The organism is Nocardioides campestrisoli (assembly GCF_013624435.2).
In the GTDB taxonomy this organism is placed as follows: Bacteria; Actinomycetota; Actinomycetes; order Propionibacteriales; family Nocardioidaceae; genus Nocardioides; species Nocardioides campestrisoli.
The window spans coordinates 698,629-711,386 of the sequence record NZ_CP061768.1; the positions used below are offsets into that span (position 1 = coordinate 698,629).

Annotated in this window: 12 protein-coding genes; 8 read left to right on the plus strand and 4 right to left on the minus strand. The window is 73.2% G+C overall.

From position 1 onward, the window contains the following. The first annotated feature begins 36 nt into the window (after nucleotides 1-36). Nucleotides 37-1,044, plus strand: coding sequence for a TIGR03557 family F420-dependent LLM class oxidoreductase (locus tag H8838_RS03405; RefSeq protein ID WP_224766354.1), 1,008 nt, complete (start codon nucleotides 37-39; stop codon nucleotides 1,042-1,044). Nucleotides 1,045-1,099: 55 nt separating this feature from the next. Then, the gene (locus tag H8838_RS03410; RefSeq protein WP_185996604.1) at nucleotides 1,100-1,762 is read left to right on the plus strand and encodes a nitroreductase; all 663 of its coding nucleotides are present in this window, start codon (nucleotides 1,100-1,102) and stop codon (nucleotides 1,760-1,762) included. Nucleotides 1,763-1,787: 25 nt separating this feature from the next. On the opposite strand, the gene H8838_RS03415 is transcribed toward H8838_RS03410, so the two are convergent. After that, complete coding sequence (locus H8838_RS03415) at nucleotides 1,788-3,437, minus strand: hypothetical protein (protein ID WP_185996605.1); 1,650 nt, start codon at nucleotides 3,435-3,437, stop codon at nucleotides 1,788-1,790. 270 nt (nucleotides 3,438-3,707) lie between these two features. On the opposite strand from H8838_RS03415, the gene npdG reads away from it, so the two are divergent. After that, complete coding sequence (gene npdG / locus H8838_RS03420) at nucleotides 3,708-4,397, plus strand: NADPH-dependent F420 reductase (protein ID WP_191465645.1); 690 nt, start codon at nucleotides 3,708-3,710, stop codon at nucleotides 4,395-4,397. Between the two features lie 36 nt (nucleotides 4,398-4,433). Here npdG and H8838_RS03425 read toward each other — a convergent pair whose 3' ends face one another. From H8838_RS03425 to H8838_RS03435, 3 genes are read right to left on the minus strand one after another with little or no spacing between them, the layout of a single operon-like run. After that, nucleotides 4,434-4,940 (minus strand): nuclear transport factor 2 family protein, encoded by a 507-nt coding sequence (locus H8838_RS03425; protein ID WP_185996661.1) that lies wholly within the window; start codon nucleotides 4,938-4,940, stop codon nucleotides 4,434-4,436. Beyond that, the gene (locus H8838_RS03430; protein ID WP_185996662.1) at nucleotides 4,937-5,959 is read right to left on the minus strand and encodes a TIGR03617 family F420-dependent LLM class oxidoreductase; all 1,023 of its coding nucleotides are present in this window, start codon (nucleotides 5,957-5,959) and stop codon (nucleotides 4,937-4,939) included. Before H8838_RS03430 ends, H8838_RS03425 begins: the two co-directional genes overlap by 4 nt. Continuing rightward, nucleotides 5,956-7,188: an acyl-CoA dehydrogenase family protein gene (locus tag H8838_RS03435; RefSeq protein ID WP_185996663.1), complete on the minus strand. Its 1,233-nt coding sequence runs from the start codon at nucleotides 7,186-7,188 to the stop codon at nucleotides 5,956-5,958. The genes H8838_RS03430 and H8838_RS03435 overlap by 4 nt, the downstream gene beginning before the upstream one ends. Nucleotides 7,189-7,317: 129 nt before the next feature. Here H8838_RS03435 and H8838_RS03440 point away from each other — a divergent pair, with 129 nt between their 5' ends. The 5 genes from H8838_RS03440 to H8838_RS03460 all read left to right on the plus strand — a co-directional run bounded on the left by H8838_RS03440 (nucleotide 7,318) and on the right by H8838_RS03460 (nucleotide 12,730). Further along, nucleotides 7,318-8,739 carry a zinc ribbon domain-containing protein gene (locus tag H8838_RS03440; protein WP_185996664.1) on the plus strand — a complete coding sequence of 474 codons (1,422 nt, stop codon included), beginning with the start codon at nucleotides 7,318-7,320 and terminating at the stop codon, nucleotides 8,737-8,739. Then, entirely contained in the window at nucleotides 8,739-9,932 is a 1,194-nt protein-coding gene (locus tag H8838_RS03445) for an acetyl-CoA acetyltransferase (protein WP_185996665.1), read from the plus strand. The genes H8838_RS03440 and H8838_RS03445 overlap by 1 nt, the downstream gene beginning before the upstream one ends. A gap of 69 nt (nucleotides 9,933-10,001) precedes the next feature. Next, the gene (locus H8838_RS03450; protein WP_185996666.1) at nucleotides 10,002-10,610 is read left to right on the plus strand and encodes a TetR/AcrR family transcriptional regulator; all 609 of its coding nucleotides are present in this window, start codon (nucleotides 10,002-10,004) and stop codon (nucleotides 10,608-10,610) included. A 105-nt stretch (nucleotides 10,611-10,715) separates the two neighbouring features. After that, on the plus strand, nucleotides 10,716-11,816 hold the full coding sequence (locus H8838_RS03455) for an acyl-CoA dehydrogenase family protein (RefSeq protein ID WP_185996667.1): 1,101 nt from the start codon (nucleotides 10,716-10,718) through the stop codon (nucleotides 11,814-11,816). Further along, nucleotides 11,816-12,730, plus strand: coding sequence for a hydroxymethylglutaryl-CoA lyase (locus H8838_RS03460; RefSeq protein WP_185996668.1), 915 nt, complete (start codon nucleotides 11,816-11,818; stop codon nucleotides 12,728-12,730). Before H8838_RS03455 ends, H8838_RS03460 begins: the two co-directional genes overlap by 1 nt. Nucleotides 12,731-12,758 lie beyond the last annotated feature (28 nt).

Genomic DNA, 12,758 nt, shown 5'->3' on the forward strand with positions numbered 1-12,758 from the left:
AGCGTGGGAGCGGGCGCGGGTCAGGGAGGTCGCAGCGTGGCGGTGCAGGGACGGGTCGGGTACGTCGTACCGGTCGACGCGGTGACCCCGCGGGAGGCGGTGGACCTCGCGGTGCTCGCCGAGCACGCGGGCTTCTCCGGCACCATGGCCGCCGACACCTTCCAGCCGTGGCTGCCCAGCCTCGGCCAGGCGCCGCACGTGTGGTCGCTGCTGGGGGCGCTCGCCGAGCACACCACCGGCGACTTCGGGGTCGGGATGGCCGCGGCCGGCGGGCGGATGCACCCGGCCGCGCTGGCCCAGGCCTCTGCCACCCTCGGCGCCCTGCACCCCGGACGGCACTGGGTCTCGCTGGGGGTCGGCGAGGCGCTGCACGAGCACGTGACCGGCGACTACTGGCCCGAGCCGCCGCAGCGGGTGGCGCGGCTGTTCGAGGCGGTCGACCTGGTCAAGCGGCTCTACGCCGGCTCGGCCGCGGGGCGCGAGGTCCGCCACGACGGCACGCACTTCCGGATGGAGTCGACCCGGCTGTGGACGCTGCCCGACCGGCCGCCGTCGGTCCTGGTCGCCACCAGCGGCCCGCACACCGCGCGCCGCGCCGGGCGCAGCGCCGACGGGCTGCTGGCCGTGGCGGTCCGGCCCGCGCAGGCCGAGCTGCTGCTGGACCGGTTCCGCGAGGGTGCCCGGGAGGCGGGCAAGGACCCGGCCCGGATGCCCGCCTGGCTGCACCTCAACCTGAGCTGGGCGCCCACCGAGGAGCAGGCGATGCGCCAGGTCGCCGAGCGCTACCCGATGGCCGCGATGCGGTTCGCCCGCGGCGACCTGCGCTCCCCGCAGGTGGTGGAGCAGATCGCCCGGCTGGTGCGCGCCGAGGACTTCGCCGGCCGGCTCCCGGTCAGCGCCGACCCGGCCGTGCACCTGGCCGAGATCCGCGCCTACCTGGAGCTCGGCTACGACCGGGTCTTCCTGCACGCCGTGGGGCCCGACCACGCGGCGTTCCTGCAGGCCTTCGGCCGGGACGTGCTGCCGTCGCTGCGGGACGGGTGAGGTCTCCTCACGGGTACGCGGGCGCGATGCCCCGGTGCCTGAGAGGATCGGCGGCATGGAGTTCTCCGACGCCCTCGACGCCCGCTTCAGCTGCCGCGGCTTCCGCGCCGAGGAGGTGCCGGACGAGACCCTCGCGCAGCTCTTCGCCCTGGCCCAGCGGACCCCCTCGTGGTGCAACACCCAGCCCTGGCAGGTGCACCTGGTCTCGGGCCCGGCGATCAAGCGGTTCTCCACCGAGCTGACCGAGCACGTGCTGGCCCACCCGCAGAGCGCCGACCTGGAGATGCCGTCCGGCTACACCGGGGTCTACGCCGAGCGGCGCCGGGAGTCCGGCTACGGGCTCTACGAGGCCGTCGGCGTGGCCCGCGACGACAAGCTCGCCCGTGGCGCGCAGGCGCTGCTCAACTACACCTTCTTCGGCGCCCCGCACGTCGCGGTGATCACCACCGACCGGGAGCAGGGGACGTACGGCGCGATCGACTGCGGCGGCTACGTCGCCACCCTGACCCACGCGGCGACGTCGCTGGGTCTCGGGTCGATCGCCCAGGCCGCGATCGCGATGTACTCCGACAAGGTGCGCGACTTCCTCCACCTGCCCGAGGACCGACTGGTGGTCTGCGCGGTCTCCCTCGGGTACGTCGATCCCGAGCACCCGGCGAACGGGTTCCGCACCTCGCGGGCGCAGGTCGACGACGTCGTCGTGCACGTGCGCGACTGACCGGACCCGGTGCCGGTGCCGGTGCTCAGCTGGCCCGGGGACCCACCATGGTGCCGAGCAGCCGCGGCCGGCCGTCGGTAGGCAGGTGGATCGCGGCGGTGACGACGAACGTCTGGTAGACGGCGTCGCCGTCGGTGCCGTTGAGGTCGGCGTAGCCGTCGTTCCACGTCAGCGTGATGCCGAGCGGAGGAGTGGTGGTCTGGCGGAGGTCGGAGATCGCGATCGCGAGGTAGCCGTCCGCTGTCTCCACCACCCGCAGCCGCTGGTTGGGGTCGAGATAAGGCCGGGCCTCCAGGGACAGCGCACCCTTGTCAGCGGGGGAGGTCTTGAGGTACGCAGCCCGGGTCTGCTTGGTCTCCCGGTCGACCCGAATACCCTTTACCTGGCCGGTGCGCCACCATCCGTCCAGGTGGTCGGCGGCCAGCTGGGCAGCGCGGATCACCCGAGTCGGCACCGGTCCAGGTGCTTCGGTGGGCTCCGGCAGGTCGGCGAAGGCCCCGACGCCAGCGACCATCCACGGTTCGACGACGGACTCACGGGTCACCAGCAGCAGGCTGCGGCGCTCCTTGGCGCCCTTGACGTCGTCGGTCGTGTCGTCGGGGGGCAGGAGGTCCAGCGCGGCCCACATCGGGTAGGTCTCGAAAGCCGGAGCGAACAGCCGGTCGCCGGGCACGGTCGGGTCGGTCGATCCCTTCCAGCCGTGCTTCTCGATCGCCGCCGAAGCGACGTTGCGCTGGGCGACCCGCAGGTGGGGGCCGGTGAAGACCTTCCGGAAGCCGGAGTCGTCGTACTTCGGCGGGCGGACCTTCTTGTTCGCCCGCGCGAGCCGGCGGTCGAGGTCGGCCATCAGGTCGGGGAGCTGCTCGGGGGTCAGCGCCGGCCTCTCGGCCGTCCCGACCGAGACTGCCGCGGGGAGGGTGCAGCCCGAGGCGAGCAGCCCCAGGCCCAGGAGCGGCGCCACCAGACGCAGCGTCGGACGGGGTCGCGCGGAGGTCCGGACGCGCAGCGTCGTACCCGGAGGGCTGGCACGGCCCGCGGACACCACCGGCCGGTCGGGTCCCGGGGAGTGCTGCTCGGCCGGTGCCCCCGGACCTGCCGGACGCCGACGACGCCGGCGGCGGAGCAGGAGCAGGACCACGAGGAGCGCCAGGCCCGAGGTCGCGGCCGCCAGGCTGCCCGCGAAGAGGCCGTCCACCCGGGCGCCCAGGGAGAGCGTCATCGCCGCCTCGGGGTCGAGCGGGGTGGCCACCACCGCCACCGGGTCCCCGGTGAGCGGCAGCGCCAGCAGCTGCGGGCCGTCGCCGTGGGTCGACTCGGTCCACAGGTCCAGGGCGACCGGGTCGGGCAGGGGCTCGTCGGAGCCCTCGGCCCGGCGGGTGAGCAGCGTGTTCGACCGGACCCCGGTGATCTCGGTGCGCGCCACGTCGGAGACCAGGTCGTCGACGTCCACCCGGTGCCCGGCGCCGACGAAGACCCCGCCCGGTGCCTCGGCCTCGGCGACCAGGGTCACGTCGGTGAAGGCGGTGAGCCTGGGGTGCGTGACCACGGGACCCGCCGCGTCGTCGGCCTCCAGGGCCAGGGTGTCGTCCGGCCCGACCAGGACGGCGGCGAGCACGCCGCCGATCAGCAGCAGTGAGCCGAACAGGAACACAGCAGCGCGAAGCAGCAGTCGCATGACGTGGTCGATCCCTCTCGTGAGTCCCCCGTGGACGAGCACGCGGCCCTGGGGCCGCGACCCGGACGCTAGCGGGATCGGCCGGGAACGGGGACGCCCCGTCCACAGACCAGTCGGCGGACTCGGCTGGTCCGGGCCTGTCCGCCTGGGAGTCGCGTGGGGGTGTGTCCGACCTCACCCTCCCGCCCTCGTGGGCGGACCGGGTGCGAGGATGAAAGCCCCCTGACCCAGACGCGCGTCGTGGCGCGCGCACCTACCGAGCGAGGCGCCTTGACCGAGAACGCGGCCACCCCCAGCAGCAGCCTGTCCGACCTGACGATCGCGATCCTGGGTGGGACCGGGCCGCAGGGGCGTGGTCTGGCGCGTCGGTTCGCGCAGGCCGGGCTGACGGTGGTGCTGGGCAGCCGGGCGGCGGAGAAGGCGCAGGCCGCGGCGGCCGAGCTCGCGGAGGCGACCGGTGGTGCGGTGACCGGGGCGGCGAACGCGGACGCCGCGGCGGCCGGTGACGTGGTGCTGGTGGTGGTGCCGTGGGACGGTCACGGCGAGCTGTTGCGTGACTTGAAGCCGCACCTGGACGGCAAGGTCGTGGTCGACTGCGTGAACCCGTTGGGGTTCGACAAGCAGGGTCCGTTCGCGTTGAAGGTGGAGGAGGGGTCGGCGACCGAGCAGGCGGCGGCGATCCTGACCGACTCCACGGTGGTGGGTGCGTTCCACAACGTCTCGGCGGTGCTGTTGGAGGACCCGGAGGTCGCCTCGATCGACACCGACGTGCTGGTGCTGGGCGATGAGCGGGAGGCGACCGACCTGGTGCAGGCGTTGGCGGACTCGGTGCCCGGGATGCGCGGGGTGTACGCGGGTCGGCGGCGCAATGCGCACCAGGTGGAGGCGTTGACGGCGAACCTGATCGCGATGAACCGTCGGTACAAGGCGCACGCCGGGGTGCGGATCACCGACGTGTGAGCCTCACCGGAGCACCTCGGTGAGGCTCACCGTGGATCAGAGAACGGCCCGCTGGTAGCGCTCGAACCGCTCGGGGACCGGCTGGGAGTCGCCTGTCTCGACCCCGGCGACCCGGACCCGGCGCTGCGCGATCCGCCACCGGTCGGCCTCGCGGACGAGCCGGTCCTCGTAGCGACCCCAGACGTGCACGTGCTGACCGCCCGGGCCGGAGTCGTGGAAGGCGTAGACGTAGGTGATCGTCTCCGCGGTCTCCGCGTCGAGTGCGAGGAAGGTGGTGGTCGAGCAGTGGTGGTTCGTCGCGGCGTACTTCGCCAGCACCTCGCGGAAGAGGCCGTCCAAGGTCTTCCGGCCGGTGAAGACCCGGCCGTGGCCGTAGTCGAAGACCGCGTCCTCGGTGAAGATGCCGACCAGCGCGTCGACGTCGCAGGTGTCGACGTGGCGGCTGTACTCGTGGAGCGTGTCGGTGACCTGTTGACGGGCCAGCAGCGTCTGCACCGCGACGGCCAGGTCGAGGTCGCCCGGGGCCTGCTCCGGGGTGGTCATGCCTGCTCCTTGCCGAAGGCGGCGAGGATCTCGCCGAGCCGGTCCGGGTCCTGGACCGGCCACTCGTAGTAGGAGGAGATCCGGTCCAGGCGGCCGCCGAACCGCTCGTGCGCCAGCCGAGGCATCTCCTCGGGGGTGCCGACCAGGGCGATGTGGTGCAGCAGCGCGTCGTCGATCCGCTCGCCCATCTCCGCCCAGCGGCCCTCGCGCGACATCGTCTGCAGCTCCGGCTGGAGGTCGCCGTACCCGACCGTCTCGAGCACCTTGCGGTAGGCGGGAGTGGAGGCGTAGAAGGCGATCTGCTCCTTGGTCGTGCGGCTCGCGGTGGCGATCTCCTCCTCGGTGTCGCCCATCGCCATGAAGATCGGGCAGTAGAGCTCGAGGGCCGAGCGCTCGCGCCCCGACGCCGCCAGCCCGCGCTCGACGGCCGGGAGGGTGACCTCGTCGAGGTAGGCCTGGGTGGTCATGCCGTGCAGCAGCAGCCCGTCGCAGAGCTCGCCGCCGAGCTCGGTCATCTTCGCCCCGACGGCGGCGATCATCGTCGGCACCCGGTGCTCGTGGTGGTGCGGGGTGAAGACCGGCGTCATCAGGGTGTGGGAGTAGTACTCGCCCTCGTAGGACAGCCGGCCGCCGGTGCGCCACGCCTCGAAGATGGCGTCCAGGGCCAGCAGGAAGTCGCGCATCCGGGCCACCGGACGACCGCCCCACGGCATGGAGAACCGGCGCTCCACGTGCGCCTGGACCTGGCTGCCCAGACCGAGCACGAAGCGTCCGTCCGAGGCGCCGGCCAGGTCCCAGGCCTGGTAGGCCACCGACATCGGGTTGCGCGCGAACGCGACCGCGATCGCGGTGCCGACGCTGACCCGCTCCGTGGACAGCAGCGCCGCCTGCGACTGCAGGAAGGCGTCGGTGACGGACTCGCTGGCCCACACCCCGTCGTACCCGAGCCCCTCGGCCTGCGCGGCCAGCGGGCCGCACGCGGCGGCGGAGGATCCGATCATGCCCTTGTCGATCTTCATCGTGCGTCCTTCGGGAGGTTGAGAACGCGCTCGCCGACCGCGTTCTTGAGGATCTCGTCGGTGCCCCCGCCGACCCGCAGGCCGGGGAGTCCGAGGGTGAGCTCGGACCAGGCGTAGGTGCCCCACTCGCCGGTGTCGGCCACGTGGGCGGCGCCGAGCAGGTCGGCCGCGACGTCGCTGACGTCGCGGAGCAGGTCGGTGGTGAGCAGCTTGCCGAGCGCCATCTCGGGCCCGGGGACTCCGTCGGCCAGCATCCGGTCCGTGGTCAGCCGGGCCGCCCAGGCGCGGATCGCGACGTCGGCGACCCGGTCGCGGACGCGGCTGTCGCCGGGGTCGCCCACGTGCCGGGCCAGGTCGACGAGCCGCTGGACCAGGGTGTCGTCCACCCCGACCTCACGGCCGATCGCACTCCGCTCGTGCAGCAGCGAGGTGACCACCACGGGCCAGCCGCCGTCGACCGGTCCGATCCGGTGGTCGTCGGGCACGTGCACCCCGGTCAGGAAGACCTCGTCGAAGGAGGCGCCGCCGGTGAGCTGGCGGATCGGCCGGACCTCGACGCCGGGGGCGCGCATGTCGACCAGGAACGTGGTGAGCCCGGCGTGCTTGGGGGCGGCGGGGTCGGTGCGGGCGATGCAGAGGCCGAGGTCGGCGAAGTGGGCGCCTGAGCTCCACACCTTCTGACCGTCCAGCCGCCAGCCGTCGCCGTCGCGGACCGCGGTGGTCGACAGGCCGGCCAGGTCGGAGCCCGCGCCCGGCTCGGAGTAGAGCTGGCAGGCGATCAGCTCGGCGGAGCGCAGCCCCCGCAGGTAGCGCTCCTGGAGCTCGTCGGTGCCGTGCTCGAGCAGGGTGCGGCAGAGGATGGAGAGGCTGAAGCGCAGGTAGCCGTCGTCGGGCAGCTCGTAGCCGGCCTCGACGTCCCGGGCCCAGCCCGCCGCCGCGGCGGGCAGCTCGCGTCCACCCCAGCGTGCGGGCCCGTCGAGCCAGGAGAGCCCGGCCGCCGCGAGGTCGCCGCGGTACGCGCGCAGGGCGGCGATCTCTTCCGCCTCGCCCTCCGAGCGCTCGGCGACCACCGAGACGCGGTCGTCGCCGTGGCCCCAGCGGGTGGGGCCCTCGTCGGCGCGGGGTGCAGCGTGCCGGGCGATGACCTCGGTGAGCTCGCCGAGCAGGGTGGCGGGGACGCCCTCGGGCAGTGCGGTGCCTGGGACGGCGGGGGCGGCCTGGGTGCTCATGGTCCTCCTGGCGGGACGGTCGTGTCCGGTTGCGGGGGCGGAAAGGAGGTGCTTAAGTTAGCAAAGCAAGTGCTTGATTGAAATACGTCGACGAGAAGTCGACGGATCACCTCGAAGATCGGAGGGCCCATGGTCGGCATCCGCGGCTACGGCGTCTACGTGCCTGTGCATCGACTGGACCGCAAGCAGGTCGGAGCCGTCCTCGGCATCCGCGCGGCGCGGGGGGAACGCCCCGTCGCCTCCTACGACGAGGACACCACCACCCTGGGAGTCGCCGCGGTGCGGCGCGCCCTGGGGAACGTGCGTGCCCTGCACGGCGAGGCGGGCCCGGCGGGTGCGCTCTGGTTCGCCACCTCGCGCCCGGCCTACCTGGAGAAGTCCAACGCGACCACCGTGCTCGCCGCCTCCGGTCTGCCCGCCAGCACTCCGGCGTACGACGTCTCGGGCGCCCTGCGCTGCGGCGCCGGGGCGCTGGCCGCCGCGCTGGCGCACGGCGACTCGGTCGCCGTGCTCTCCGACATGCGCATCGGTCTCTCCGCCTCCCCGGACGAGCTCGGCGGCGCCGATGTCGCGGCCGCGCTGGTCACCGGCGAGGACCCGGTGGCCGAGCTGGTCGCGAGTGCCTCGGTGAGCAGCGAGTTCCTCGACCGGTGGCGTGAGCCCGGCGACGTGCGCACCTACACCTGGGAGGAGCGCTTCGGCCAGGAGGAGCACGTCCCGGTCGCCGAGGAGGCGATCACCCGGGTCCTCGAGCAGGCCGGCGCCGACCGCGAGAGCGTGGCCCACGTCGTGCTGAGCGGCCCGCACACCCGGGCGATCGGCGCGCTGCGCGGAAAGTTCGAGCCCGAGCAGGTCGCACTGGGCGGCTTCACCGGTCTCGGGTACGCCGGCGTCGCGGACCCGGGTCTCCAGCTGGTCGCGGCCCTCGACGCCGCCGTCCCCGGCGACCTCGTGCTCGTGGTCTCCGTGGTCGACGGTGCGGACGCCTTCCTCTTCCGGGCCACCGAGCGGCTCGCCGACCACCTGGCCTCGGGCCTGGCGGAGGCTGCGCACGGGACCCCGGTCAGCTATGGCGACTACCTGCTGTGGCGCGGGCTGCTGCCCCGTGAGCCGGCCCGTCGCCCGGACGTGAAGCCCCCGGTGCCGCCCGCCTCGCGCCGCTCCTCGGAGTGGAAGTTCGGCTTCGTCGCCGCCGGCTGCACCGCGTGCGGCTACCGGAACATGCCGCCGCGGCGGGTCTGCCTGAAGTGCTCGTCCCGGGACACCTTCGAGCCGGTGCCGATGGTGGAGGTGCCGGCGAGCATCGCCACCTTCACCACCGACTGGCTCTCGGAGTCGGTGCAGCTGCCCGCGACCGTGGTCTCGGTCGACTTCGAGGGCGGCGGTCGGTTCGAGTTCGAGATGACCGACGCCGTGGGTGTGAGCCCGGCGATCGGGGACGGCGTCGAGCCGACCTTCCGGGTGGCCAGTGTCGCCGGGAACAAGGTGCGCAACTACGTGTGGAAGGTGCGGCCCTCGGGTGCCGCGTCGGCCCAGGAGGAGGAGAACTGATGGCGATCCACGCCTTGAAGAACCCGGTGGCCATCGTCGGGATGTCCTGCACCACGTTCGGCGAGCACTGGGACCGCAACGTCGACGACCTGCTCGTCGAGGCGGCGCACGACGCGGTCGGCAGCACCAAGGGCCTCGAGCTCGACGACGTGGACGCCTTCTGGCTGGGATCGATGATCTCCGGCGTCTCGGGCCTGACCCTCACCCGGCCGCTCAACCTCCGCAACAAGCCGGTCACCCGGGTGGAGCAGATGTGCGCCACCGGCTCCGAGGCGTTCCGCAACGCGTGCTTCGCGGTCTCCTCGGGCGCCTACGACGTGGCCATGGCGATCGGCGGGGAGAAGCTGAAGGACGCCGGCTACTCCGGGCTGGAGATGCCCAGCGTGCCCAACGACGGCACCCCGCCGGTGCTCAGCGCGCCCGCCATGTACTCGATGATCGTCCCCGCCTACGCCCGTCGGTACGGCGTGCCGGAGGAGAAGATCAAGGAGGCGATGACCCACATCGCCTGGAAGAACCACGCGAACGGTGCGATCAACCCGCGCGCCCAGTTCCGCAAGGTGGTGAGCAAGGAGACGATCGCCGCGGCGACCCCGCTGGCCGGCCGGCTCAGCGTCTTCGACTGCTCCGGGGTCGCGGACGGCGGCGCTGCGGCGATCGTGGTCCGGGCCGAGGATGCGCACCGCTACACCGACCGGCCGCTCTACGTGCACGCGCTGGCCCTCTCGGCCGGCTCGGGAACCGGCCGCAACGACAGCGACTACGACTACAGCGACCTGACCGAGGCGTACGACTCCGCCCAGGCGGCGTACGCCCAGGCGGGGATCACCGACCCGGCGGCGCAGATCTCGCTGGCCGAGGTGCACGACTGCTTCACCCCCACCGAGATGGTGCTGATGGAGGAGCTCGGCTTCTCCGAGCGGGGTCGCTCCTGGGAGGACGTGCTGGCGGGCAAGTTCGACCGCGACGGCGCGCTGCCGGTCAACATCGATGGCGGGCTGAAGAGCTTCGGCCACCCGATCGGCGCCAGCGGCCTGCGGATGCTCTTCGAGATGTGGCTGCAGTTCGGCGGCGAGGCGGGGGAGCGCCAGGTGGCCGACCCGGTCTACGGGCTGGTGCAGAACCAGGGCGGCAGCCCTGGCGACCTGGTCAGTGCGGTCACCATCGTCTCCGACCGAGCGCCCGGGGTCTGAGGCATGGCCGGGGGGAGCGCGAGTAGGGTGTCGGGCACGAAGAAGGCCGCCAAGGGGGAAGGCACACGCGTGACGACCAACCGCCGACGCTCGACCGGGTCGAAGGCGGGTGTCGCCCGCAAGGAGGCGATCCTGCGCTCCGCGACCCGGGTGTTCGCCGAGAAGGGCTTCGCCGCGGCGACCGTGCGCGACATCGCCGACGAGGCAGAGATGCTCTCGGGCAGCCTCTACTACTACTTCGACTCCAAGGAGTCGATCATCGAGGAGATCGTCGTCGGCTACCTCAAGCCGCTGGTCAGCGCGTACCACGCGGCCCGCGACGCGGCCGGCGGCCCGGTCGACCAGCTCGAGGCGCTGGTCGGGGTCGCGCTCAACAGCCTGGTCGGGAACCGTGAGGAGCTGATGATCCTCCACAACGAGTGGGCCCACGTGCGCTCCATGCCCGGCATCGTCGAGCTGCAGGCGCAGGTCGACCAGCTCTGGATGAACGCGATCCAGGAGGGGATGAACGCCGGCGACCTGCGTGACGAGTTCCCGCCACGTCTGGTGTACCGGACGATGATGGGCGCGCTGGAGTCGGTCATCCGGTGGTTCGACCCGTCGGGACCGTCCTCGATCGAGCAGATCACCAAGCTGCAGACCACCCTGATGCTCGACGGGCTGCGCGCCCCGCGCTGACGGCGGCTCCGTCGGCCGGCGCGACGACCCGTCGTCGACCGGCGGCGGGCTGCGCCGCTTTCTCATCTGTCCAACTTATCTAGCGCTTGCTTGATTGGAGCGACCATGAAGTCCCTCGTACTGAGTCCCGACCTCCAGCCCGTCCTCGCCAGGTTCTGGGGAGGCCACGCCGACCTGGACGAGCAGCGGGTCGCGCCGGCCGACGGCGTGCCGCTCCTGTGGCGCGAGCTGGTCGAGGACGTCGGCGTCCTGGGGCTGCTGGTCGAGGAGGAGCACGGTGGCCAGGGAGCCGGCGTGCCCGAGCTCGCGGCCGCCGTCCTCGAGGCAGGCCGGGTCGGCTGGGCCGGACCGTTGGCCAGCGTCGCCGGAGTCACCGTGCGACTGCTCGCGCGCGTCGACCCCGCGGACGCCAGCGGCCTGCGCCGCCGGATCGCCGAGGACGGGCTGCGCGTGGCCGTGGCCGCCCTCGAGACGAGCGACGCCGCCGACCTCGAGACCTGTGCCACCGTCAGCGACGCCTCCGGCCGGATCGCCGGCACCAAGCTCTTCGTCGACGGCGCGGCCTTCGCCGAGCAGCTCCTGGTGGTGAGCCAGGGCCCCGACGGCCCGGCCGTCCACCTGGTCGCGCCGGACGCCCCCGGGGTGACCGTGCGTCCCGTCGACGCCGTGGACCCGGCCCGGGGGCTGGCCGAGGTCGTCCTCGACGGCGCCCAGGGGGTCTCGGTGGTCGAGGAGGGGACCGGCCCCGACCGAGTCCGGGAGGCTCTCGCGGAGAGCTGGATGCTCGGAGCGGTGCTGACCGCCGCGGACGTGGTCGGGCTCGCCGCCCGGGTCCTCGACCTCTCGGTCGGGTATGCGCGCACCCGCACCCAGTTCGGACGGACGATCGCCTCGTTCCAGGCGGTCAAGCACGTGCTGGTCGACATGTACGCCGAGCTGGAGACGGCCAACAGCGCGGTCGAGGCCGCGGTGGCCGACCTGGCCGTCGAGGCCGAGCGCCGGCACTTCTCCGCCTCCGCGGCCAAGGCGCGGGCGTGCGACGCCGCGATGGTGGTCGTGCGTCAGGGGGTCCAGGTGCACGGGGGGATCGGCTTCACCTGGGAGCACGAGGTCTCCCACCACTTCCGCCGCGCCACCGCGGCCCGACAGCTCTACGGCACCCCGACCGCGCACCGGTCGCGGATCGCCGACCTGGAGGGGATCTGATGAGCGACGTCCCGAGCCGCGTGGTGCTGCGTGAGGTCGGTCCTCGTGACGGCCTGCAGAACGAGCCACCCGTGCCCACCCCCGCCAAGGTCGAGCTGATCGACGCGCTCGGCGGCACCGGGCTCGCCGAGATCGAGGCGGTCTCCTACGTCCATCCGCGGGCGATCCCGCAGATGGCCGATGCCGCCGAGGTCTGGGCCCAGGTCTCCCCGCGCGAGCAGATCAGCTACTCGGCGCTGGTGCCCAACCTGGTCGGCACCCGCCGGGCGCTGGAGTCGGGCTTCACCGAGCTCGAGGTGGTGGTCTCCGCCTCCCGCACGCACAACCTGCGCAACCTCAACCGGACCCCCGAGGAGTCGCTGGACGCGATCGCGGAGGTGATCGACGTGGTGCACCAGGCCGGTGCTCGCTGTCAGGTCATCGTGGCGACCGCCTTCGGCTGCCCCTACGAGGGCGAGCTGGAGGAGTCCGGGGTGCTCGCCGTCGCCGACCGGGCGGTTGCGCACGGCGCCGACAGCGTCTGCTTCGGCGACACGACCGGGATGGGCAGCCCGCCGCGGGTCACCCGGGTCCTGGGCGGCTTCCGCGAGCGCCACCCCGACGTCCCCGTGGCTCTCCACCTGCACGACACCCGGGGGACCGGGCTGCCCAACCTGGTGGCCGGCCTCCAGGTCGGGGTGGATCGCTTCGACGCCAGCGTCGGAGGTCTGGGCGGGTGCCCCTACGCCCCTGGCGCCGCGGGCAACGTGGCCACCGAGGAGGTGGTCTACCTGCTCCACGAGCTGGGCGTGGAGACCGGCGTCGACCTCGACGCGCTGCTCGAGGTGGCCGAGCTCGCCGAGCGGATCGTCGACCGCCGGCTGCCCTCGCGGCTGGTCCGCTCCGGACCCCGGACCCGTCTCACGCCGGCCTGACCCGGCGCCCCCGACCCTGCCTGAACCT

What these genes read in the sequence shown, in the direction of transcription:
- H8838_RS03410 (WP_185996604.1), top strand. Translation starts at nt 1,100, where the DNA reads ATGGAGTTCTCCGACGCCCTCGACGCCCGCTTCAGCTGCCGCGGCTTC.
- H8838_RS03445 (WP_185996665.1), top strand. Translation starts at nt 8,739, where the DNA reads ATGGCGATCCACGCCTTGAAGAACCCGGTGGCCATCGTCGGGATGTCC.
- H8838_RS03440 (WP_185996664.1), top strand. Translation starts at nt 7,318, where the DNA reads ATGGTCGGCATCCGCGGCTACGGCGTCTACGTGCCTGTGCATCGACTG.
- H8838_RS03430 (WP_185996662.1), bottom strand. Translation starts at nt 5,959, where the DNA reads ATGAAGATCGACAAGGGCATGATCGGATCCTCCGCCGCCGCGTGCGGC.
- H8838_RS03455 (WP_185996667.1), top strand. Translation starts at nt 10,716, where the DNA reads ATGAAGTCCCTCGTACTGAGTCCCGACCTCCAGCCCGTCCTCGCCAGG.
- H8838_RS03415 (WP_185996605.1), bottom strand. Translation starts at nt 3,437, where the DNA reads ATGCGACTGCTGCTTCGCGCTGCTGTGTTCCTGTTCGGCTCACTGCTG.
- H8838_RS03460 (WP_185996668.1), top strand. Translation starts at nt 11,816, where the DNA reads ATGAGCGACGTCCCGAGCCGCGTGGTGCTGCGTGAGGTCGGTCCTCGT.
- H8838_RS03435 (WP_185996663.1), bottom strand. Translation starts at nt 7,188, where the DNA reads ATGAGCACCCAGGCCGCCCCCGCCGTCCCAGGCACCGCACTGCCCGAG.
- H8838_RS03425 (WP_185996661.1), bottom strand. Translation starts at nt 4,940, where the DNA reads ATGACCACCCCGGAGCAGGCCCCGGGCGACCTCGACCTGGCCGTCGCG.